Source organism: Bradyrhizobium sp. STM 3566 (assembly GCF_045571445.1).
In the GTDB taxonomy this organism is placed as follows: Bacteria; Pseudomonadota; Alphaproteobacteria; order Rhizobiales; family Xanthobacteraceae; genus Bradyrhizobium; species Bradyrhizobium vignae.
The window spans coordinates 1,967,553-1,988,225 of the sequence record NZ_CP120692.1; the positions used below are offsets into that span (position 1 = coordinate 1,967,553).

A 20,673-nucleotide genomic window follows, 5' to 3' on the forward strand; every position below is an offset into this window, starting at 1 on the left:
AACATTCTGGATTGCTTCGCTGCGCTCGCAATGACGGAGAACGAGGCTATCCGGGGCGCGCAGCCGCACCCCATCATGTTGCCGCCGCGATCGATCGGATAGATTCGCTGCGTCTGATTCGATTCCCCCCTTGAAGAACAGCCCCCGGAGACCCCATGAAGCTCGCATCCACCTTTCGCGCCGCATGCCTCGCCATTGCCGCGCTGGCCGGCCTCTCGACCGCGGCACAGGCCGACAGCGGCTTCGTGACGCTGACGATCTACAAGGCGGGCTGGATCATCGGCGGGTCGGGCGGCTCGGGCGTGCTCAACTTCCGCGGCCGCAGCTACGGGCTTTCCACCGGCGGCCTCGACTACGGCCTCGTGTTCGGGGGATCCAAGACCGTGCTGCGCGGCCGCGTCTCCAACATCAACCGCCCCTCCGACGTCGCCGGCGTCTACGGCGCCGCCGGTGCGGGCCTTGCGGTCGGCTCCGGCGCCCGTGCCATCGTGCTGACCAACCAGAAGGGCGCGGTGCTGGAGCTGACGGGCACGCAGGTCGGGCTGATGGCGAATGCGGATCTCAGCGGGCTTGCGATCACGATGCGGTAGAAGACGGTGTCGTAGCAACCATTAGATTCGCCCGATCGCTGAGGGTAGCATGACGCCGTGCTTGCGGCCGTCAAGGCGTGGCCTGGCGGCAGCGGAGATGGAGTTGAGGCCAGGGCGACGGCCAGCCTTTGACGGCCGCGGCGCGCGGCGTCTTTGTGACGGCAGGTCGGGACGAAGAAACGGTGCTTCGGCCGAACAAAGAAACGCCATCAGGTAGCCGGAGCCCTCGCGATCTCGGGCGGTTTTGTCTGCCAAGGCGTGCCGCGGGCGACCACTGTGTGGCGAAGATTAATAGCTTTCTGGCGCAAGCGATCAATGCGCGCTTGTGTTCCTTGCCTGCTCCCATCAGCCTTCCATAGAGCGTGATGAGCTGCGGATTCCAGCGAAATGACGCCGGCAGCGCCGCAGTAAAGAGCGCACGTCGCAGCCGTTCACGCCCGCCGGCGATGTGACGAACGCCGGTGCGATCGCCGCTGTCGTCATCGTAAGGGGCAATGCCAGCCAGCGCGGCCGCTTGCTCGCGCGTGATCTGACCGATCTCGGGCATCCGCACCAGAATGACCATGGCGGTCTTTAGCCCGATACCATCGATGCTGTTGATCAAGTCGAGCCGCTCGGCAAGATCGCGATGCTCACGGATTGCGGCGGCCAGCGCCTTCAGTTCGACCTTCTCGCGCTTGGCCAGGCGAGCGATATCCTCCTTCCACAGCTTCTGGAGCCGCATATTGCGGCAGCTCTCGATCCGGTTCTTCAGCCGAGCAATGTCCTCGGTGATCTGGTCGATCATCGTCAGGTGCTCGGCAAATGGCAGCAAGCGGGGATCCGGAGCTGCGTGGATCTTCTTGACCGCGGCGGTGCAGGCCGCAATCAGCGCGGCATCGATCTTGTCGTTCTTGGCGCGCTGCAGCTGGAACACGGCATAAGCGCGCACCTGGGCCGGCTGAAATACGACGACCACAAACCGCTGGCGCCGCAACTCGGCGACGACAGCCTGCTCATAGCCGCCGCTCGCCTCGATCCCGACCCGTTTGACCTTGTGGCGCTGCAACCATTCCACCAGCACTTTATAGCCATCCGGCGTGTTATCGGCCTGAAGCCGCTCCAAACTGCCATCAAGTGCCACATCGAGCTTACGTTTACCGGTATCGATCCCGGCACAGATCGTGATACGCTTGGCCATCTTCGTCGACCCTCCCTTGTGTGTGCGAACCTAAAGTTCGTTCAACCATCCGGGTCCCGATGAAGTACCGATCGCGATCCTGCTACGAAAGGCAGCCCTCAAGGCTTCGGTGGGCATCGATCCGATCGATCGGCAGCCCAGCTCGGGCGGCCACCCGAGCTGGGCCATTCCTCACGGAACGAGGCCATTCTAGTCCGGTGCGCTAAAACAAGGGTGGGCAAAGGTGCGCAAGCGCCGTGCCCACCATTCCTCTCCTGTGGTCGCGGTGACGAAGTTGGTGGGCACGCTCCGCTTTGCCCACCCTGCGAGAGCGTGGACTACGCACTCACCATCGCACGAATCCGATCGCAATGCCGAACGAGATTCTCACGCGCATCGACGAAGGCCTTCAGCGGCGTCGAGATCGGAAAGAGATAGATGTTGGCGATGAAGCCGTAGACGCCGGCATCAACGCTCGTCGGCGCCGCGCCGTGCACGAAGCCTTGCACTGGGACGATCTCCGCCAGCACCTGCAAGTCGGCGAGCCCCCGCGCATAGGCCTGCTCGGGCGCGTAGCGGCCGATGCCCTGGAACTGATAGCGCTGCGCGTTGTAGGCCTTGGCCTTCTCGAAGCCGGCAGCATCGATCTGCGGATGCTGCGCGATGAAGGCGTCGCGGAACGCCGGATAGAAGCGCTCGTCCTTCCAGCGCGAATAGGACATCACCCAGTAGAGATCGTCCAGCATGCGCGTGACGAAATGGTTGGTGCGGCGTGCGGCCTGCGACAGGCCGGCATCGATCGTCAGGCGATATTTCGCGGTCGCATGCGCGATGATGGTCTCGCTGTCGCCGATGGTCTCACCGTCGTCAACGACGTAAGGCAGCTGCCCGCGCGGCGCAGCGGAGGCATCGAACACGTGCTCATGCACCAACGGCACGCCCGCAAGCTTGAGGAAGGCGTAAACCTTGAGGCCGTAGCCGTTGTTGTCGGCGACACCGAAGAGGTCTGGGTAGGAGTAGAGGGTCAGCATGGGCGGGCTCCTCTGGCGGGCCTAGAATGCAGGGGCGCCGCGATGGACGCAATGGGTGCGGCGTTTGTAGGGTGGGTTAGCCGCTCACGAGTGCGGTGATTGAACACGCGAAGGCGCAAGGCGTAACCCACCAATTCAGGAAGCGCGGCGACGGAAGTGGTGGGTTGCGCCGCACGGCCTGCGCTTTCGCGCAGCCGCGCGTCTAACCCACCCTACGAATCACGGACGCGACGCCGCGTTGAACACCGCCAGCTGCGCCTCGAAGGCCCGCCTGAACGCCGGCCGCGCCTCGCCGCGGGCGACATAGGCGGCGATATCAGGGAATTCGTCGAGCAGGCCCGACGTGTTCAATCGCCGCAACACGGTCACCATCATGAGATCGCCGGCGCTGAAGGCGCCGTCGAGCCAATCGGCCTCACTGATGTGGCGGGACAATTCGCCGAGCCGGACACGGACGCGGTCGTGCAACATCGGCAGGCGCTCGGCGTACCAGCCCTTGTCGCGCTCGAACAGCATGGCCATGGTGAGCTCGACGATCGGCGGCTCCACCGTGGCAAGCGCGGCGAACATCCACGCGATCGCGCGAGCGCGCGCGTTGGCATCCTTCGGCAGCAAGCCATCTTGGCGCTCGGCGATGTGGAGGACGATTGCCCCGGACTCGAACAGCGTGAGATCGCCATCCTCATAGGTCGGGATCTGCCCGAACGGATGCAGCGCAAGATGCGCCGGCTGCTTCATCGCCGCGAACGAGAGGAGGCGAACGTCGTAGGGCTGGCCGACCTCTTCGAATGCCCAACGGACGCGCATGTCGCGGGCGTGGCCCTTGCCGCGGTCGGGGGAGTTTTCGAAGGCGGTGATGGTGGGCATGGGGGGACTCCGGGGGATCGTGCTTTGGTTCGGAGGACGAACGACGGATGCGGCTTCCGACAGACTACGTGCGAAATATCGGCGGTGGCGTGCCCCGGACGCAGTGCAGCGCGCCCCTGGCGATGCGAAGCATCGTCCAGTGCGGCGTGATGCGCTGCAGAGCCGGGGCCCATGATCAGCAGCGGAAGTTCTGGGTCCCGGGTCTGCGCTGCGCTTGCCCGGGACACGAGAGCTGATGCAATCCGGCAGCGCCGTAGGGTGGGCAAAGGCGCGCTCTTCGCGCGCCGTGCCCACGTCTTGCGGGACCCACGGAAAGATCGTGGGCACGGCGCAAGAGCGCCTTTGCCCACCTTACGCAGCGATCCACTTGGCTAACTCACGCCACGGCTCCAGCGTCCAATGCCCGGATGCTGCACCCGACGGCGAGGGCAGCACGAATGTCTCCGGCCAGCTTGCATCGGGCGGCTGCCGCCCCAGCACAATCGCAGCCGACGGCCTGCCGTAAAACAAGCTCGCCGCCTTCTTGCTCGTGAACGCAATCGTTCGCGGCCGGTACGTCTCGATCTTCGCCCTGAAGCCCGGCACGTCGATCGCCTTCGCCGCGATCTGGTGATCCATCCCGGCGCCCGTCTTGCAGAGATCGGTGAAGCCGATCCCGAGCTCGATCAGCGACGCGAACTCGCCTGGCTGATAGCGCCGCGGCGTGATCCCGGCCTCATGGATCGCGCGCCAGAAGCGGTTGCCGGGATGGGCGTAATAGTGCCCGAGCTCGGCCGATCGCGTCGAGGCGGCGGTGCCGACGAAGACGAGGTGGAGGTTGGGACGGAGCTGGTCGGGGAGGCGGTGGAGCTTGCTATCGGACAAAATCAGTTATCCGTGGAGTTGTAGCCCGCATGAGCGTCAGCGAATGCGAGGCGACAAAGACCCCGAATGTCGCTACGCTCATCCGGGCTACGCTTGTTTCATCTGAGGAGAAAATGCAAGATCAGTTCGAATGGCCCGAGCCCGAGCACGAAGCCGACAAGATAATCTTGCGTAACGTCCGCAATCACGGCTGCCATATCACGGGCATACCAGATGCGAATCCATCGTTTTCATTTTCGATCGGTCTGCATCTGAACTATGGGCATCCCGAACTCATCATTTTCGGACAGAGAGCCGAAACGGCGCAGGCCATCATCAACCTTATCCGCGACCGCGTTGCAGCAGGGCATCAATTCGTCGATGGCGATGTCGCCGACGACATGCTGGAGAACGGCTACAAGCTCGGCTTCTGGCAGGTGCCGCTCGGTGTCTATCGCGAATATCTTGGCACGGCGATCTGGTTTTACCAGAAGTCGCGGTTCGCGTTCCCGTGTCTCCAAGTCATCTGGCAAGACGCCAATAGGCGTTTCCCCTGGGAAAAGGAATGCTCACCCACTGTCAAAAAGGATCAGCCGCTGTTGAAGAAAATGGTTTCTTGAAGGGATGCCTCGCAAAAAAGCCGGGCTTTTTGCCCGGCCTCTCAATTTTCAGATGGATGCCCGGGTCAAGCCCGGGCATGACGAGCTGAGCACCAGCCCCTCACAACACCCGATTACTCTCCTTCACCTTCTCCGCATCCAGATACAGGCTCTCGCCCATCTCCTTGAACTTCGCGCTCATCTTCGCCATGCCGTCCTCGGCCGTGCCGCTCATCGACATCCCTACGCTGTTCGGATCGTTCAGCGTCGCGGCGTAGTCCCGGACGTCCTGGGTGATCTTCATCGAGCAGAATTTTGGGCCGCACATCGAGCAGAAATGGGCGACCTTGTGGGCTTCCTTCGGCAGGGTTTCGTCGTGGAAGCTTTTTGCGGTGTCCGGGTCGAGGCCGAGGTTGAACTGGTCGGTCCAGCGGAATTCGAACCGCGCGCGGGAGAGGGCGTCGTCGCGCAGCTGCGCGGCGGGATGGCCCTTGGCGAGGTCGGCGGCGTGGGCGGCGATCTTGTAGGTGATGACGCCGGTCTTGACGTCGTTGCGATCGGGCAGGCCGAGATGCTCCTTCGGCGTGACGTAGCAGAGCATGGCGCAGCCGAACCAGCCGATCATGGCGGCGCCAATGCCGGAGGTGATGTGGTCATAGCCCGGCGCGATGTCGGTGGTCAGCGGTCCAAGCGTGTAGAACGGCGCCTCGCCGCATTCCCTAAGCTGCTTGTCCATGTTGATCTTGATCTTGTGCATCGGCACGTGGCCGGGGCCCTCGATCATGACCTGGCAGCCCTTGTCCCACGCGATCTTGGTGAGCTCGCCGAGCGTCTCGAGCTCGGCGAACTGCGCGCGGTCGTTGGCGTCGGCAATCGAGCCCGGGCGGAGGCCGTCGCCGAGCGAGAACGAGACGTCGTACTTGCGCATGAGGTCGCAGATCTCGTCGAAATGCGTGTAGAGGAAGCTTTCCTTGTGATGCGCCAGGCACCACTTCGCCATGATCGAGCCGCCGCGGCTGACGATGCCGGTGACGCGATTGGCGGTGAGGTGGATGTATTGCAGGCGCACGCCGGCGTGGATGGTGAAATAGTCGACGCCCTGCTCGCACTGCTCGATCAGGGTGTCCTTGTAGAGCTCCCAGGTCAGCTTGACCGGATCGCCGTTGCACTTCTCCAGCGCCTGGTAGATCGGAACGGTGCCGATCGGCACCGGCGAGTTGCGCAGGATCCACTCACGCGTGGTGTGGATGTTGCGTCCCGTCGAGAGGTCCATCACGGTGTCGGCACCCCAGCGGATCGCCCACACCATCTTCTCGACCTCTTCCTCGACCGACGAGGTCACCGCCGAGTTGCCGATATTGGCATTGATCTTGGTCAGGAAGTTGCGGCCGATGATCATCGGCTCGAGCTCGCTGTGGTTGATGTTGGAGGGGATGATGGCGCGGCCGCGCGCGATCTCCGAGCGCACGAACTCCGGAGTGATGAAGGCGGGCACCGATGCGCCGAAGCTTTCGCCGTCGGCAAGCGCCGCTTCCGCGCGTTCGAGCTGGGCCTTGCGGCCGAGGTTCTCGCGCTCGGCGACGTAGATCATCTCCTTGGTGATGATGCCGGCGCGGGCGAATTCGAGCTGGGTCACCTTGTGGCCGTCGAGGCCGCGCAGCGGCTTGTGATAGGCCGAGAAGGCGCGGGCGGCCTTGTCGGTGGAGACGCTGCCATTGTCCTCCGGCTTGATCTGGCGGCCCTCATATTCCTCGACGCCGCCGCGCTCCAGCACCCATTGCTTGCGGTTGCGGGGCAGGCCGGCGTTGACGTCGATGGTGACATCAGGATCGGTGTAGGGGCCGGAGGTGTCGTACACCGGCAGGTTGGGCTCGCCGGCGCCTTCGGAGAGGATGATCTCGCGCAAGGGCACGCGCAGATCGGGCGCGGCGTCCGGTGTCGCGAAGATCTTGCGCGAGGAGGGCAGCGGGCCGGTGGTGACAGCGGGGACGGTCTTCTCGGGGTTGGAGCGGATGTTCATGGGATCCTCCGGTTTAATTCTGTGGTGCGTGCGTTTGAGCGACGGCGGTGAATTCTTGCCCCGTCATTGCGAGGAGCTCTTGCGACGAAGCAATCCAGACTGTCTCCGCGGAGGGATTCTGGATTGCTTCGCTTCGCTCGCAATGACGAGCGGAGAGAGTTTCGGTCATGCCGCCTCCTTTGACAGGCCGAGCCACTGCCGCACGCGCGCATCGGGGTCGGCATTCTGGGTGACGTCGCTGACGACGGCGATGGAATCCGCCCCCGCCGCAAAGATCTCCGCGGCGTGCTCGAACTTGATGCCGCCGATCGCGACCAGCGGGATGGTGCCGATGCGCTTTTTCCATTCCGTGATCTTGGGAATGCCCTGCGGCTCGAAACGCATCGACTTCAAGGTGGTGAAGAAGATCGGGCCGAGCGCGACGTAGTCGGGTTTTGCCGCGAGCGCGGTCGCAAGCTCCTCGTCGTCATGGGTGGAGATGCCGAGATTGAGGCCCGCCTCGCGGATGGCCTTGAGATCGGCCTCGGCGAGGTCCTCCTGGCCAAGATGCAAGTACTTCGCGCCGGCGACGATCGCGGCGCGCCAGTAGTCGTTCACCACCAGCTTGGCTTGCGTGCCCTCGGTGATCGCCAGCGCGTCGGTGACGATCTGCAGCGCGTCGGCGTCGTTCAGCTCCTTGGCGCGCAGCTGGATGGTGCCGACGCCGAGCTTGGTCAGGCGCTCGACCCATTTGAGGCTGTCGACGATGGGATAAAAGCGATCAGGATACGCGTGGCGATCAGGATACGGCATGCCAGAACGGGGTCCCAACGACGGGGGTGGAGGGGGAGGCGAAGTCGCGGGCGTTCATCAGCCCGGCCTCATAGGCGGTGCGGCCGGCATCGCAGCCGAGGCGGAAGGCATTCGCCATCGCGACGGGATCGGCGGCCTTGGCGATGGCGGTGTTGAGCAGCACTGCGTCATAGCCGAGCTCGAGCGCCTGCGCCGCATGGCTCGGCGCCCCTAAGCCGGCGTCGACCACCAGCGCGATGTCGGGAAGGCGCTCGCGCAGCAGCTTCAGCGCATCGCGGTTGGTGATGCCTTTCGCGCTGCCGATCGGCGCGGCCCAGGGCATCACCACCTTGCAGCCGGCGTCGACCAGGCGATTGGCGACCGAGAGGTCTTCGGTGCAATAGGGGAAGACTTCAAAACCGTCCTTGATCAGGAGGCCTGCTGCTTCGACCAGGCCGACGACATCGGGCTGCAGTGTGTCGTTGTCGGCGATGACCTCCAGCTTGATCCAGCTGGTGCCGAACAACTCGCGAGCGAGCTTGGCCGTCGTCACCGCCTCGCGCACGGTGCGGCAGCCGGCGGTGTTCGGCAGCACGGTGACGTCGAGCTCGCGGATCAGCTTCCAGAACGCATCGCCGGTCTTGCCGCCGGCGGATTCGCGCCGCAGCGACACCGTGACGATGTTGGCGCCGGAGGCGCGGATCGCGCTTTGCATGATCGCCGGCGAGGGATAGAGCGCGCTGCCGATCAGGAGGCGGGAAGGGAAGGTCTTGCCGTAGAAGGTCACCATGTTGAAGGTGTCTCCTTGAATGACGGTGTCATCCCCGCGAAAGCGGGGGTCCAGTATTCCCGAGGCCGTGCCGCAATGCGGAGAAGCCGCGGCGTACTGGATCGCGCGGTCCAGCCGGGCGATGACAGCGGCGTGTTTGGTGCGCGCCGGGGCGACAAATGGACAGCCACCATCCTCACCCTCCCTGCCGCGGCGTGATGATCTCGATCTCGTCGCCGGCCTTCAGCGCGGTCTCGGCCCAGCGGCTTTTCGGCACGACGTCGTAGTTGAGTGCGATGGCGAAATGGGTGCCTTCGTAGTCGAGCTCGGTGAGCAACGCGCCGACGCTGGCCGCGCTCACCTCGCGCTGCTCGCCGTTGACGATCACAAGCACTGCATCACCTCGTTGTCGATCTGGCCGCGATGGACATAGGCGAGCGTCAGCTCGGCGAGGGCCGGCGCGAGCAGGAAGCCGTGGCGGTAGAGCCCGTTGACGCTGATCCTGCTGTCGCGAATGCCGATGCGCGGCAGGTTGTCGGGAAAAGCAGGCCGAAGCCCTGAGCCGAATTCGACGATGCGCGCCTCGCCGAAGGCCGGATGCACCGTATAGGCCGCGCCCAAAAGCTCCAGCGCCGAGCGCACGCTGACGCCGGTGTCTTCCGCCTCGATCGAGGTCGCGCCCAGCATGAACAGGCCGTTCTCGCGCGGGATCACGTAGAGCGGCCAGCGCGGATGGATCAGCCGCACCGGGCGCGCCAGCTGCACCTCACGGGTCTCGATCAGGATCATCTCGCCCTTGACGCCGCGAAGCTCGCCCTGCTCGTCGCGCGCACTGATCCCGCGGCAGTCGATCACGATGCCGTCGAGGTCGTTTGCGCTGACGTCGCTGCAAAACTTGATGGTGCCGCCGGCGGCGCGGATGCGCTCGTGCAGCTTCGGCAGCACGCGCCGCGGCTCGACATGGCCCTCGGCGGGGAAGAACAGCGCGTCGCGGAAGCGGCCCTCCAGCGACGGCTCGAGCTCGGCGAGGCCCGCGGCATCGAGCCGGCGGTGATTCTCGGTCATGCGCGCAAAGCGCTCGAAATCGTTGCGCTCGCGCGGATGGGCGACCACGAGCGAGCCGTTGAAAGGCGTGTCGGGCAGCTCGCGCCGCCAGATGTCCAGGGAGCGAAGCCCCAATCGGCTGATGATGGGTTCTGCGACCTCGGCTTCGCAATAGGGCGCGAGCATGCCGCCGGCCCAATGGCTGGTCGAGTCCGTCATCGCCTCGTCACCGCGCTCGTGCAAGGTGACGGCGTGACCGGCCTGTGCGAACAGCAGGGCGTGCCAGGCGCCCGCAATGCCTGCGCCGATGATGGATACCGGTGAATCCGGCCGCTTGGTGGTCTGGTACATCCCTGTCCCTTCGCCGGCATGACCCGGATCAGGTTCAAAGGGTCACCGCGGTCTTGAGCAGCCGGTGTTGGCCGAATTGCCCATTTAGCGGTATCTCAGCTCCTCCTCGGAGCACCCCTCGGAACGGCGTCAATGTATGCCAGTGGGGCGGAGTGGTCAACGCGTGTTGGCACGGAACTGCACTGCAGCCGTGCCCCGGACGCACGCGCCTTTTGCGGCGTGGTGCGCCGCTGAGCGGGGGCCCATCTTCGTGGAGATGCTGGGTCCCGGCTCTGCGCAGCAACGCTACACGTTGCAGCGCGTCCGGGACACGGAAGTTACTTCGGCGCCTGCGCCCGCGCGTTACGGACGCCCGGTGCCAGCTTGCGATGTGGCGGCGTGCCGAACATCGGCTGCGGATTGCCGTTCGGCTCGAGCAAGGTCTCGCCCGCATTGGCGACCTGCATCGCCTCCTGGCGCTGGCGCTTTGCAGCGTAGGAATAGCCGCCCGCGAAATAACGCACGGCTCGGGCGTGGTCGCCGTTGGCGGCGCGATAGGCGCCGGCGAGGTACTTGACCGCATAAGTGAGGTTGGTGTTGGGATCGCGCAGGCCGGCGGCATCGCCGGTGTAGCCGACCCCGCGGGCGGTCGCGAGCTTGATCTGCATCAGGCCGATGGTGCCGCCACGGCCGACGAGGTGCGGCTGATAGCGGCTTTCGCGCATGATGACACGATGCACCAGCGCCTCCGGCACGCCGTTGGCGCGGGCATGGGCTGCAACCATCTCGGCGTATTCGGCTTCGCCGGCGAATGCAGCCTGCGGCATCATCAGCCCTGCCGCTGCAAGCACGGCAATACGCAAAATTTTCATCGAAATATTCCTCGGCAGAACGGACCTGCACCCTCGCGCGTTAGGCAGTGGGAACACGGCGATGATGTGGCGAAACGTCACCCGCGGCGATTTTCGCCGGCTCGTCGCTTTTACGACTTAAACCTGGGTTAAGCTTGGAGCTGGCGGCGCGCCCTTACGCGACAGCGGGTCTGTCCATTGGCGCATTCGCCCAAAATCGCTGATCCAAACCAGCACTCGGGAGGACGTCCATGACCCCAGCAGACATCGACGACATTCCCAGGCAGAACCCTTGTGCACAATGTGGCACACCGATCCCGTTCCCGGACTGGATCGAGCCGGGCGAGGGGCGCGTTTCCTATCTCTGGAAGTGCCAGGCCTGCGGCTACCGCTTCGAGGCGGTCGCGATCTTCGATGAGCACGCGATCGAGCATCCGCCGCTCGCCGCCTGAGGCTTTGCCACACATCGCGGTCTCTTCACCTCTCCCATAGGGAGAGGTCGGCGCGTAGCGCCGGGTGAGGGGTTGCGTTCTCTCGTGGGATCTGCACCCCCTCACCCGATTTGCTACGCAAATCGACGTCTCCCTGCTTGGGAGAGGTGAAAAAAGAAGTGCCTAAGCGCCAGCCGCGGCTCCCGACAGACCGGCAATTGCATGCGCACGATCAAGCCGTGCGGCTTGCGGTCGTGCAGCGACAGCTTCCAGGTCGGCGCGGTCTCGCAGCGGTCATGCTTCACCCAAGGCGCATGATCGTCGGCGGGGAACCGTGCGTCGCAAAATGTTCCTGAGTGACGCAGGAACAAGTCTCGTGAATTCTCCGCTCGCGCATTGCGCAACGAAATTGCGGTGCGCACGGAACTGCGCGTGATCAGCGCTGTTCTCTCCACACAAGGTTTTCGTTGAAGGAGAGGACAACATGATGAAATCGATCGTTGCCGGCCTTGCCGGCACAGCACTGCTGGCGACCGCTGCGTTCGCGCAAGCGCCGACCGCGACCACCGACAAGGCGGCACCGGCGGCCACCGCCACGACGACGAGCGCGTCCGACCAGTGGCGCGTGTCGAAAATGTCGGGCGTGAAGGTCTATAACGAGGCCAACGAGAACATCGGCTCGATCAACGACCTCTTGATGGACAAGAGCGGTAACGTCAAGATGGCCGTGATCGGCGTCGGCGGCTTCCTCGGCATGGGCGAGCACCTCGTTGCGGTGCCTTACGAGAAACTGAAGTTCGTCAACGAGCCCGTCGCCTACACCGGCACGGCCGCCACCAACCCGCCCGGCCGGCCGGCCTCGACCACGACGACCGGCGCAGCGACCGGAACCGACAAGACCGCGACGACCACGACGTCCGCGTCGAAGTGGTACCCCGACCACGCCGTGTTCAATGCGAGCAAGGACGAACTGAAGAACATGCCCGAGTTCAAGTACTCGGAGTAATGGACTTCTAGTCGGCTGAACGAAGCGCGCCTGGTTTCCACCGGGCGCGCTGTCGTGTCTCCGTCATTGCGAGGAGTTCTTGCGACGAAGATTCCATGGGGAGTGGATAGCGACCAGGTCTGAGGCCAGACTGAGGGTTGCTGAATCCATTCAACCTGGAGACGACGATGTTGCTCGATCATCCTTCCGACGGACTGGCCGCTATCCGCACGCAGTTTGGCGCAATTTTTGTGTCATTGGAACTGAGCCGTTCGACATGGCTGGTCACTTCGCTGTCGCCCTGCAAGGGCGAGAAGATGTCCAAACGCAGCATGAAGGCCGGCGACCTTTCGGAACTGTTGAAGCTGTTTGCGGAGCTGAAGCGCAAGGCGCAGGCGCGAACGGGTGAGAGCTATCCGATCATCGCGATCCAGGAGGCGGGGCTGGACGGGTTCTGGCTTCACCGCGCCCTGCAGCAGGAAGGCATCGAGAGCCACGTAGTCGATCCGGCCTCGATTGCGACGCCGCGCCGGCGCCGGCGGGCCAAGACGGACCGGCTGGATGGCGAGACGCTGTTGCGGACGCTGCTGGCCTACAAGCGCGGCGAGGTACGGGTCTGCGCCATGGTCGTTGCGCCCTCTCCGGCAGAGGAGGACCGCCGTAGGCTGTGCCGCGAGCGAGAGACCTTGATCGCGGAGCGGATCGAGCATGTGAACCGGATCAAGGGTCTTCTGTTCGCGCAAGGGATCTTCGACTACGCGCCGCTGCGGCGAGACCGGCGGAAGCGGCTGGAGGCCTTGCGGACGGGCGACGGGCGCGCCTTGCTGGCGCATCTGAAGGCGCAGATCAGCCGCGAACTCGACCGGCTCGAACTGCTGCTCGACCAGATCACGGCGGTGGAGCGCGAGCAGGATGCGTTGCTGGCCGCGAGCAAGGCGGCGGGGGAGAAGACCGTATCGAACCCGGTGGCAATGCTGCTCGAACTGAAGAGCCTGGGCCCGAACTTCACGGCCGTTCTCTGGTCGGAGGCCTTTTACCGGCAGTTCGCCAACCGCCGCCAGATTGCATCCTATGCCGGCCTTGCAGCCACGCCATGGCGCAGTGGCGGCATCGAGCGCGAGCAAGGCGTGTCGAAGGCTGGCAATCCGCGCCTGAGAACCACGATGATCCAGCTCGCCTGGCTCTGGGTACGCCACCAGCCTCAATCGGCTTTGACCCAGTGGTTCAAGGTGCACAGCCAACGCGGCCGCAAGCGCGCGATCGTGGCGCTCGCGCGCAAGCTGCTCGTGGCCCTCTGGAAGTACGTGACCGCGGGCGTGGTGATCGAGGGAGCCGAGATAAAGGCCGCCGCCTGACACCACGCTCCTCAGCCTCAAAGCCAATCCGCCGAGATTGATCAGCCTCGGCCGATCCGGGTGGACGAACCGATGGATTGCATGGCTTCAAACGCCGTAACGAAGAATGGTCTCGTCCTCTCGAGCCTGCCCGCCGCAAGCGGAATGTTGGTGCAGCCGCCGCCGCGCGGCGACCGAATGTGAGTTTGATCTGGCAAGCAAACCAGATTGCAACAACCGGCTCGACCTTGGATCGCCTGACGAAAAGGAGTTATCCGCCCGCTGCCCCGACTGCCAAAGCCTGATGGCGTGCTCGCTCGAGTCAAGGCCAAGTCGCTTCGCGACGGCCCTACGGGCCGACCTTGACTCGATCTGCGCGCGCCATCCTACGTGCTCCACGGTCGGGACGAAGAGCTGGCCTGCAATCGAACAAAGAGCTGAACAAACCGCCTTGACACACCAAATCCCCATGTGAGCAATCCAGACTGTCGCCGCGGAGGGATTCTGGATTGCTTCGCTTCGTTCGCAATGACGGAAGTTGCGGAGGCTAATGCGTCACCAGCGGGCAGCCGCCCTTGTCGAGCGGGCGGAAGGCCTCGTCGCCGGGCACGGTGGCGATCAGCTTGTAGAGGTCCCACTCGCCCTTGGATTCCTCGGGCTTCTTGACCTCGAACAAATACATGTCGTGGACCATGCGGCCGTCGATGCGGATCTTGCCGTTCTTCGCAAAGAAGTCGTTGACCGGTGTCGCGCGCATTTGCTCCATCACCTTCGGCGCCGCGTCAGTCTTGATCGCGTCGATCGCCTTCAAATAGTGCATCGTTGCCGAATAAAGGCCGGCCTGGATCATGGTCGGCATGTGCCCGACCTTCTCGTTGAAGCGCTTCGAGAACGCGCGCGTCTCCTCGTTCATGTCCCAGTAGAAGGCGTCGGTGACGATCAGGCCTTGCGTCGACTTGATGCCGAGCGAATGCGTGTCGGTGATCTCCTGCAAGAGCGCGATCATCTTCTGGCCGCCCTGGGTCAGACCGAATTCGGAAGCCTGCTTTAGGGCATTGGTGGTATCGCCGCCGGCATTCGCCAGCGCGACAACCTTGGCCTTGGAGGCCTGGGCCTGCAGCAGGAATGAGGAGAAGTCCGACGAGTTGAGCGGATGGCGGACGTCGCCGAGCACCTTGCCGCCACTCTCCCTGACGACGTTGGCGGCGTCGCGCTCCAGCGCCATGCCGAAGGCGTAGTCGGCGGTGACGAAGAACCAGGTGTCCTCGCCGCGCTTGACCATTGCCTTGCCGGCGACGTTCGACAGCGCATAGGTGTCGTAGGTCCAGTGCACGGTATTGGGTGAGCAGGCGGTGCCGGTGATGTCGGACGAGCCACCGCCGGAATTGATGTGGATCCTGTTCTTCTCGCGCGTCAGCGCCGAGACCGGCAGCGCTACCGATGACGTCGGCACGTCGAAGATCGCGTCGACCTTGTCGTTGTCGTACCAGTTGCGGGCAATGTTGACGCCGACGTCGGGCTTGTTCTGGTGATCGGCAGCGACCACCTGCACCGGTTTGCCCGCGACCTTGGCGCCGTAATCGGCGACCGCCATTTCGACCGCGGCGAGCGAGCCCTTGCCGGTCGCGTCCGCATAGAGGCTCGACATGTCCGTGAGCACGCCGATCTTGACGACGTCGTCGGAGATCTGGGCGTGCGCGGCGCCGGAAGTCGCGGCGAGCGCGAGGCCGGCCGCGACGGCGGCGAATAGCTTTTGCATCGTGTTTCTCCCTGTATGTTGTTGTTCGGGCGTTGTTGCGGGCACGGTTGTAGCGGCAATCGGTCGCGGCAGCTAAGCGGCGCGCGTCATAGCGGAATGCAAAATCAGAAGGGGCGGGGTGTTCCCTTCGCCTCTCCCCCGCCTGCGGCAGGATAACCGCATATGGGAGAGAGTCCCCTGTGGCATCCTTCGAGACGCCCGCCGTTGGCGGGCCCTCAGGATGAGGACCGAGTGTGCGGCAGTCGTTTCAACAAGCACCGATGCCGCTTAGCCTCATCCCTGAGGAGACCGCGGAGCGGTCGTCAAGGACGAGGCGCGCGCTTAGGTTGCGCAGAATGCCATATGTGATTGCCATTCCGCGCGCGGGGAGAAGGAGGAGCGCCGCCTTTCAGCCGCCGCCCTTGAGCCGTTCGTTACGCCGGCGCAAGCCTTCCAGGGTGGCGAGGAGGATGACCGAGACCGTCGTCAAGATCACCGCCGCTGCCGTGATGGTCGGGCTGATGTTCTCGCGGATGCCGCTGAACATCTCGCGCGGCAGGGTGCGCTGCTCGGGACCTGCCATGAACAGCACGATCACCACCTCGTCGAAGCTGGTCGCGAAGGCGAACAGCGCGCCTGAAGCGAGGCCAGGCAGGATCAGCGGCAGGATCACGCGGCGGAACGCGTAGATTGGCGAAGCGCCGAGCGAGGCGGCGGCGCGGGACAGATTGGTGTCGAAGCTTTGCAGCGTCGCGCCGACCGTGATCACCACGAACGGCGTCGCCAGCGCGGTGTGGGCCAGGATCAGGCCGAGATAACTGCCGGTCAGTCCGATCGGCGCGAAGAAGAAATACAGGCCCACCGCGGTGATGACCCCGGGCACGACCACCGGCGACAGCACGAAAGCCAGTACGAGCGGCTTGAACCGGCTCTTCCACTGCGCCAGCCCCAGCGCGGCCAGCGTGCCAAGCACCATCGACAGCGCCGTCGAGGCGACGCCGATGATCATGCTGTTCTTCAACGAATGCATCCAGCGCGGCGAAGTGATGAAGTCGTCGTACCAACGCAAGGACAGGCCCGGTAACGGATAGGTCAGGTACGAGCCCGAGCTGAAGGACAGCGGCATGATCGCAAGGATGGGCGCGATCAGGAAGATGAACACCAGCGTCGAGACGACGATGGTCGCGGTCCACGCGATGCGCTGGCTGGGCGTGCGGAGGGAGGAATTGTCGCTCAATTCTTCATGCCTCCCGTGACCTGCTGTCCCTGCACCAGCTTGCCGTAGACGAGAGCGAGCAGAACGGTGGCCAAGAGCAGCACCGCCCCCAATGCCGAAGCAAGGCCCCAATTGGCCGTCTCGGTGGTGTAGAGTGCGATGAAGTAGCTGATCATCTGGTCTGCGGCGCCGCCGACCAGGGCCGGCGTGATGTAATAGCCGAGCGCGAGGATGAAGACGAGCAGACTTCCCGCGCCGATGCCGGGCAAGGTCTGAGGCAGGTAAATCCGCAGAAAGGCGGTGAGGGGAGGCGCGCCGAGCGAGGCGGCGGCACGCATGTATGCAGGCGAGATCGCCTTCATGCTGCTGTACAGCGGCAGGATCATGAACGGCAGGAGAACGTGGGTCATGGCCACGCAGACGCCGAAGCGATTGTAGATCAGGCGCAACGGTTCGTCGATGATGCCAAGCCAGTGCAGGCTGTCGTTCACGATTCCCTTGCTCTGCAACAGCACGATCCAGGCGCAGGTGCGGACCAGCAGAGACGTCCAGAACGGCAGCAGGACGAAGATCATCAAGAGGTTCGACCGGACCGGCGGCAGCGTCGCCAGCAAGTAGGCGACCGGGAAGCCGAGGATCAGGCAGAGTGCCGTGACACCGAGGCTGATGAGGAAGGTGCGGGCGAAAACCTCGCGGTAGATGGCCTGATCCTTCGGGGCTGCGACGATCGCGCCGTCCGCGTTCCGCGTCAGGTCGAGCGCGGCGAGAAGGTAGAATCCGGTGATGGGACCACCGGCGTCCTTGATCGTCGCCCAGGTGGCGCGTTCGCGCCAGGCCGGGTTGATCTTGCCCAACGTCTCCTTGGCCGTGCCCGGCTCCGGAGCCGCCTTCAGATTGCGCGCCGTGCTGGTCAGGATCGTGCGGAAGCCGTTGAGTGCGTAGTTCAGCCGCTTGGCCGCGATGGCGATGCTGCCGGCACCACGCGCCGCCATGATGTCGCTTGCCAGCGCGGCATAGGCCTTTTCGTTGGGGAGGTCCTTGCCGTCCCAGTCCGCGAGAACAGCAATGGTTTGCGGCAGAACCTGGCGCACCTCGCGGTCATCGACCGCGCGCCAGAGCATGCCGGCGATGGGGCCTGCGAAGGTGAAGAGCAGGAAGACAAGAAGCGGCAGGACCAGCGCCAATGCCTTGACTTGGCGTGCCCGCTCCGCTCGCCTCAACCGGCGCTTGAGCGGCACTTCGGTCTCGGTCAGGGACGCCGCTGTCATGGCGCGAACCTTTTTGACCGGACGTCCCCCGCCATTTCCGGGCGGGCAATCGCATATGGCATTTCGGGCCGGTCTGAGCGCGCGCCTCGTCCTTCGAGACGACCGCTTCGCGGCCTCCTCAGGATGAGGCTCCTCGACATCGGTGTCCGTAAAGTCGCTGCCACAGACTCAGACCTCATCCTGAGGGCCCGCCATGGGCGGGCGTCTCGAAGGATGCACCGCGGGCGAGCTATCCGCCACGTTTTTCCCTCCGCCTGCGCCGCACGCCGGTGCTGTCGGGACCTACTTCGCTGCCCATTTGTTGAAGCGCTCGGTCAGGCGGTCGATGTTCTCGAGCCAGAAGCCAACGTTGATCTCGACCGCGTTCTTGATGTTGTCAGGCGCTGTCGGCAGGTCCTTCAGGACGGCGGGCGCGAGCCGGCCGGCGGCGTCCTTGTTCGAAGTGCCATAGGCGATGTTCTCCGAGAGCTTGGACTGGTTCTCCGCCTTGCCGACGAAGTCCAGGAATTTGTAGGCCGCCTCCTTGTTCGGGCTGCCCTTCAGGATCACCCAGCTGTCGAGGGTGAACAGCGCGCCGTCCCACACCATGCCGAAGTTCTTCTTCTCGTTCTTGTTCGCGGTGTCGATGCGGCCATTATAGACCGAGGTCATCGCCACCTCCCCGGAGGCGAGCAATTGCGGCGGCTGGGCGCCGGCCTTCCACCACACGATGTCGCCCTTGATGGTATCCAGCTTCTTGAAGGCGCGATCGACGCCTTCGTCGGTCGCCAGCACCTTGTAGACGTCCATTGGTGCGACGCCGTCGGCCATGAGGGCGATCTCCAGCGTGGTCTTCGGGCCCTGGCGCAAGGCGCGCTTGCCGGGAATCTTCTTGGTATCGAAGAAGTCGGCCCAGCCTTGGGGTGTCTCCTTCAGCTTGTCCTTGTCGTAGCCGAGAACGAAATCGTAGAGGATGGCGCCGACGCCGCAAGGATTGACCGCCGGCGGGATGTAGGCGGCCTCGCCGCCGATCTTGGAATAGTCCAGCTTCTCGAACAGGCCTTCCTCGCAGCCGACTGCGAGCTCGTCGCTTTCGACCTGGACGACGTCCCAGGTGGCGGCACCACCCTGCACCTTGGCGCGCAATACGCCGACGCCGCCGTCCCAGGCCTCGTCGTTCATCGCAACGCCTGTTACCTTCTTGAACGGCTCGAAATAGACTTTCTTCTGAGCATCCTGATACGCGCCGCCCCACGATACGACGGTGAGGTCGCGCGCTTGCGCAACTGTCGCCAGCGCAGCACTGGCGCTCAGTGCCGCGGCGAACTCCAGAGCGATCTTGCGATTCAGCATGGTCTTCGTTCCTTCTTGCGTGAGTTGCGTCGAGATTGATTGTTTCATGTCCGCTTTGCGTTGGATCAGACGGGGTCGAGAGCCAGGCAATCCTCGGGGCGGAAGGTGATGAAGACGCTTTCCCCTTGTGTGAGGCTGTGATGCGCTCCCGGTTGAAGCTTGACCATGAACTCGCCGTTGCCGGCGACCTCGAGTACGGCCAGCGCGTGGTCGCCGAGATAGATCGTGTTCTGGACTTTTGCCGGCAGGCGATTGACCCCGTCGCTGGTGCTGCCGTCCGGGACGATGGCGATCCGCTCCGGCCGCACTGACAGCGAGGTCGACGCACCCGCGCCTGAGATGTTGACAGCCCGCGCGGTCACGGCGCCGCCTCCGGCCAGCACAACCCGGCAAAACTCCTTGTCGATCGTCTCGACGGTGCCGGCCAGCACATTGTTCTCGCCGATGAAGTGAGCGACGAAGCTGTTCACCGGATGCTCATACAGCGCGTCGGGCCCGTCGATCTGCTGCACGATGCCGTCGTTGAACACGGCGATCCGATCCGACATCGTGAGCGCTTCACTCTGATCGTGGGTGACGTAGACGATGGTGATGCCCATCGTCTCGTGCAGCTGCTTGATCTCCAGCTGCATCTGCTCCCGCAGGCGCTTGTCCAGGGCGCCGAGCGGCTCGTCCATCAGCACGAGCTGCGGATTGAAGACCAGCGCGCGGGCCAGCGCCACGCGCTGTTGCTGGCCGCCGGACAACTGCCCGGGCCGCCGCTGCGCCAGGCTTTCCATCTTGATCATGCGCAGCGCCGCGCTGACGCGCTCCTGCACGTCCGCCTTGCTCGTGTTGCGAACGGATAGTGGAAAGGCGATGTTCTCCGCGATGGTCAGGTGCGGAAACAGGGCGTAGTTCTGGAACACCATGCCGATGTCGCGCTTGTGCGGCGGCACGTTCTTGATCGGGCGGTCCGCGAGGTAGATCTCGCCATGGGTCGGCACCTCGAAGCCGGCCAGCATCATCAGCGTGGTGGTCTTGCCCGAGCCCGACGGGCCGAGCAGGGTGATGAACTCGCCCTTCCTGATGTCGAGATCGAGGTTCTTCACCACGAGATGCTCGCCATCATAGGTCTTCTGAATGCCGGAAAAGCGCACCAGCGCCGGCGCGGGTGTGACCATGCCGGCTTCCATGTTGTCCTCGCGTTGTCCCCTACCGTGCCGTGCGAGATTAGCATCCTCCAGCGAGAATGCCAGCGGCGCAAGCGACGAAGAGGCGTGCGAGGCCTGGTGAGTGGGCAAGGCATCGCATGCGACTCGTCGCGGAGGCCTGCGCGCACGCCTCGTCCTTCGAGACGGCGCTTACGCGCCGCCTCAGGATGAGGCAAATCGGCGGCAGGGCTCGTTGAGACTGCAGCCGCGCACTCCGTCCTCATCCTGAGGAGCCCGCCTAAAGCGGGCGTCTCGTAGGATGGCCGCGGGGAGAAGCTCTCAAATGCCATAGCCTCGCGGTG

20 protein-coding genes and 1 riboswitch are annotated in these 20,673 nt (G+C 64.3%); of the genes, 5 read left to right on the forward strand and 15 right to left on the reverse strand.

All coding sequences use genetic code 11. The features are described 5' to 3' along the window. Positions 1-155: 155 nt before the first annotated feature. Complete coding sequence (locus P6U27_RS09375) at positions 156-590, forward strand: hypothetical protein (RefSeq protein WP_129146209.1); 435 nt, start codon at positions 156-158, stop codon at positions 588-590. A 70-nt stretch (positions 591-660) separates the two neighbouring features. On the opposite strand, the gene P6U27_RS09380 is transcribed toward P6U27_RS09375, so the two are convergent. The 4 genes from P6U27_RS09380 to P6U27_RS09395 form a co-directional block, all read right to left on the reverse strand. Further along, on the reverse strand, positions 661-1,770 hold the full coding sequence (locus P6U27_RS09380) for an IS110 family transposase (protein ID WP_407193911.1): 1,110 nt from the start codon (positions 1,768-1,770) through the stop codon (positions 661-663). A 317-nt stretch (positions 1,771-2,087) separates the two neighbouring features. Then, entirely contained in the window at positions 2,088-2,780 is a 693-nt protein-coding gene (locus P6U27_RS09385) for a glutathione S-transferase family protein (RefSeq protein ID WP_407193912.1), read from the reverse strand. A 219-nt stretch (positions 2,781-2,999) separates the two neighbouring features. Continuing rightward, positions 3,000-3,647: a glutathione S-transferase family protein gene (locus tag P6U27_RS09390; RefSeq protein WP_407193913.1), complete on the reverse strand. Its 648-nt coding sequence runs from the start codon at positions 3,645-3,647 to the stop codon at positions 3,000-3,002. A 351-nt stretch (positions 3,648-3,998) separates the two neighbouring features. Then, the gene (locus P6U27_RS09395) at positions 3,999-4,511 is read right to left on the reverse strand and encodes a mismatch-specific DNA-glycosylase (protein WP_129145540.1); all 513 of its coding nucleotides are present in this window, start codon (positions 4,509-4,511) and stop codon (positions 3,999-4,001) included. A 29-nt stretch (positions 4,512-4,540) separates the two neighbouring features. On the opposite strand from P6U27_RS09395, the gene P6U27_RS09400 reads away from it, so the two are divergent. Further along, positions 4,541-5,110, forward strand: a complete 570-nt coding sequence (locus tag P6U27_RS09400; RefSeq protein WP_129145541.1) for a DUF4262 domain-containing protein — start codon at positions 4,541-4,543, stop codon at positions 5,108-5,110. Positions 5,111-5,210: 100 nt separating this feature from the next. Here the strand turns inward: P6U27_RS09400 and thiC are convergent, their stop codons facing one another. The 6 genes from thiC to P6U27_RS09430 form a co-directional block, all read right to left on the reverse strand. Beyond that, positions 5,211-7,109, reverse strand: a complete 1,899-nt coding sequence (gene thiC / locus P6U27_RS09405; RefSeq protein WP_407193914.1) for a phosphomethylpyrimidine synthase ThiC — start codon at positions 7,107-7,109, stop codon at positions 5,211-5,213. A 165-nt stretch (positions 7,110-7,274) separates the two neighbouring features. Then, a complete protein-coding gene (locus tag P6U27_RS09410; RefSeq protein ID WP_407193915.1) occupies positions 7,275-7,901 on the reverse strand; it encodes a thiamine phosphate synthase in 627 nt (208 codons plus the stop codon). Next, entirely contained in the window at positions 7,888-8,670 is a 783-nt protein-coding gene (locus tag P6U27_RS09415) for a thiazole synthase (protein WP_407193916.1), read from the reverse strand. Before P6U27_RS09415 ends, P6U27_RS09410 begins: the two co-directional genes overlap by 14 nt. Positions 8,671-8,845: 175 nt before the next feature. Then, positions 8,846-9,043, reverse strand: coding sequence for a sulfur carrier protein ThiS (gene thiS / locus P6U27_RS09420; RefSeq protein ID WP_122401929.1), 198 nt, complete (start codon positions 9,041-9,043; stop codon positions 8,846-8,848). Beyond that, the gene (locus tag P6U27_RS09425) at positions 9,034-10,044 is read right to left on the reverse strand and encodes an FAD-dependent oxidoreductase (RefSeq protein WP_407119963.1); all 1,011 of its coding nucleotides are present in this window, start codon (positions 10,042-10,044) and stop codon (positions 9,034-9,036) included. The genes thiS and P6U27_RS09425 overlap by 10 nt, the downstream gene beginning before the upstream one ends. Next, a riboswitch (TPP riboswitch) is annotated at positions 10,032-10,173 on the reverse strand. (Overlaps the previous gene by 13 nt.) A 188-nt stretch (positions 10,174-10,361) precedes the next feature. Beyond that, positions 10,362-10,895: a transglycosylase SLT domain-containing protein gene (locus P6U27_RS09430; protein ID WP_407193917.1), complete on the reverse strand. Its 534-nt coding sequence runs from the start codon at positions 10,893-10,895 to the stop codon at positions 10,362-10,364. 230 nt (positions 10,896-11,125) lie between these two features. On the opposite strand from P6U27_RS09430, the gene P6U27_RS09435 reads away from it, so the two are divergent. The 3 genes from P6U27_RS09435 to P6U27_RS09445 all read left to right on the forward strand — a co-directional run bounded on the left by P6U27_RS09435 (position 11,126) and on the right by P6U27_RS09445 (position 13,645). Next, positions 11,126-11,326, forward strand: coding sequence for a hypothetical protein (locus P6U27_RS09435; protein WP_122401932.1), 201 nt, complete (start codon positions 11,126-11,128; stop codon positions 11,324-11,326). Between the two features lie 463 nt (positions 11,327-11,789). Then, complete coding sequence (locus P6U27_RS09440; RefSeq protein WP_122401933.1) at positions 11,790-12,311, forward strand: PRC-barrel domain-containing protein; 522 nt, start codon at positions 11,790-11,792, stop codon at positions 12,309-12,311. 167 nt (positions 12,312-12,478) lie between these two features. Then, on the forward strand, positions 12,479-13,645 hold the full coding sequence (locus P6U27_RS09445; protein WP_407119947.1) for an IS110 family transposase: 1,167 nt from the start codon (positions 12,479-12,481) through the stop codon (positions 13,643-13,645). Between the two features lie 526 nt (positions 13,646-14,171). Here the strand turns inward: P6U27_RS09445 and P6U27_RS09450 are convergent. The 5 genes from P6U27_RS09450 to P6U27_RS09470 form a co-directional block, all read right to left on the reverse strand. Further along, the gene (locus P6U27_RS09450; RefSeq protein ID WP_407193918.1) at positions 14,172-15,383 is read right to left on the reverse strand and encodes an ABC transporter substrate-binding protein; all 1,212 of its coding nucleotides are present in this window, start codon (positions 15,381-15,383) and stop codon (positions 14,172-14,174) included. Positions 15,384-15,771: 388 nt separating this feature from the next. Further along, complete coding sequence (locus P6U27_RS09455) at positions 15,772-16,599, reverse strand: ABC transporter permease (RefSeq protein ID WP_162500166.1); 828 nt, start codon at positions 16,597-16,599, stop codon at positions 15,772-15,774. Further along, positions 16,596-17,846, reverse strand: a complete 1,251-nt coding sequence (locus tag P6U27_RS09460; protein WP_407193919.1) for an ABC transporter permease — start codon at positions 17,844-17,846, stop codon at positions 16,596-16,598. The genes P6U27_RS09455 and P6U27_RS09460 overlap by 4 nt, the downstream gene beginning before the upstream one ends. Positions 17,847-18,128: 282 nt before the next feature. Beyond that, positions 18,129-19,178, reverse strand: coding sequence for an ABC transporter substrate-binding protein (locus P6U27_RS09465; protein ID WP_407193920.1), 1,050 nt, complete (start codon positions 19,176-19,178; stop codon positions 18,129-18,131). Between the two features lie 65 nt (positions 19,179-19,243). Continuing rightward, positions 19,244-20,353, reverse strand: a complete 1,110-nt coding sequence (locus tag P6U27_RS09470) for an ABC transporter ATP-binding protein (protein WP_407193921.1) — start codon at positions 20,351-20,353, stop codon at positions 19,244-19,246. Between the last annotated feature and the right edge of the window lie 320 nt (positions 20,354-20,673).

Bases quoted from the DNA above. Each gene is read 5' to 3' on its own strand.
- P6U27_RS09400 (WP_129145541.1), top strand. From the start codon at position 4,541: ATGAGCGTCAGCGAATGCGAGGCGACAAAGACCCCGAATGTCGCTACG.
- P6U27_RS09435 (WP_122401932.1), top strand. From the start codon at position 11,126: ATGACCCCAGCAGACATCGACGACATTCCCAGGCAGAACCCTTGTGCA.
- P6U27_RS09390 (WP_407193913.1), bottom strand. From the start codon at position 3,647: ATGCCCACCATCACCGCCTTCGAAAACTCCCCCGACCGCGGCAAGGGC.
- thiC (WP_407193914.1), bottom strand. From the start codon at position 7,109: ATGAACATCCGCTCCAACCCCGAGAAGACCGTCCCCGCTGTCACCACC.
- P6U27_RS09460 (WP_407193919.1), bottom strand. From the start codon at position 17,846: ATGACAGCGGCGTCCCTGACCGAGACCGAAGTGCCGCTCAAGCGCCGG.
- P6U27_RS09430 (WP_407193917.1), bottom strand. From the start codon at position 10,895: ATGAAAATTTTGCGTATTGCCGTGCTTGCAGCGGCAGGGCTGATGATG.
- P6U27_RS09450 (WP_407193918.1), bottom strand. From the start codon at position 15,383: ATGCAAAAGCTATTCGCCGCCGTCGCGGCCGGCCTCGCGCTCGCCGCG.
- P6U27_RS09440 (WP_122401933.1), top strand. From the start codon at position 11,790: ATGATGAAATCGATCGTTGCCGGCCTTGCCGGCACAGCACTGCTGGCG.
- P6U27_RS09380 (WP_407193911.1), bottom strand. From the start codon at position 1,770: ATGGCCAAGCGTATCACGATCTGTGCCGGGATCGATACCGGTAAACGT.
- P6U27_RS09445 (WP_407119947.1), top strand. From the start codon at position 12,479: ATGTTGCTCGATCATCCTTCCGACGGACTGGCCGCTATCCGCACGCAG.
- P6U27_RS09415 (WP_407193916.1), bottom strand. From the start codon at position 8,670: ATGGTGACCTTCTACGGCAAGACCTTCCCTTCCCGCCTCCTGATCGGC.
- P6U27_RS09425 (WP_407119963.1), bottom strand. From the start codon at position 10,044: ATGTACCAGACCACCAAGCGGCCGGATTCACCGGTATCCATCATCGGC.
- P6U27_RS09470 (WP_407193921.1), bottom strand. From the start codon at position 20,353: ATGGAAGCCGGCATGGTCACACCCGCGCCGGCGCTGGTGCGCTTTTCC.
- P6U27_RS09410 (WP_407193915.1), bottom strand. From the start codon at position 7,901: ATGCCGTATCCTGATCGCCACGCGTATCCTGATCGCTTTTATCCCATC.
- P6U27_RS09465 (WP_407193920.1), bottom strand. From the start codon at position 19,178: ATGCTGAATCGCAAGATCGCTCTGGAGTTCGCCGCGGCACTGAGCGCC.
- P6U27_RS09375 (WP_129146209.1), top strand. From the start codon at position 156: ATGAAGCTCGCATCCACCTTTCGCGCCGCATGCCTCGCCATTGCCGCG.
- P6U27_RS09385 (WP_407193912.1), bottom strand. From the start codon at position 2,780: ATGCTGACCCTCTACTCCTACCCAGACCTCTTCGGTGTCGCCGACAAC.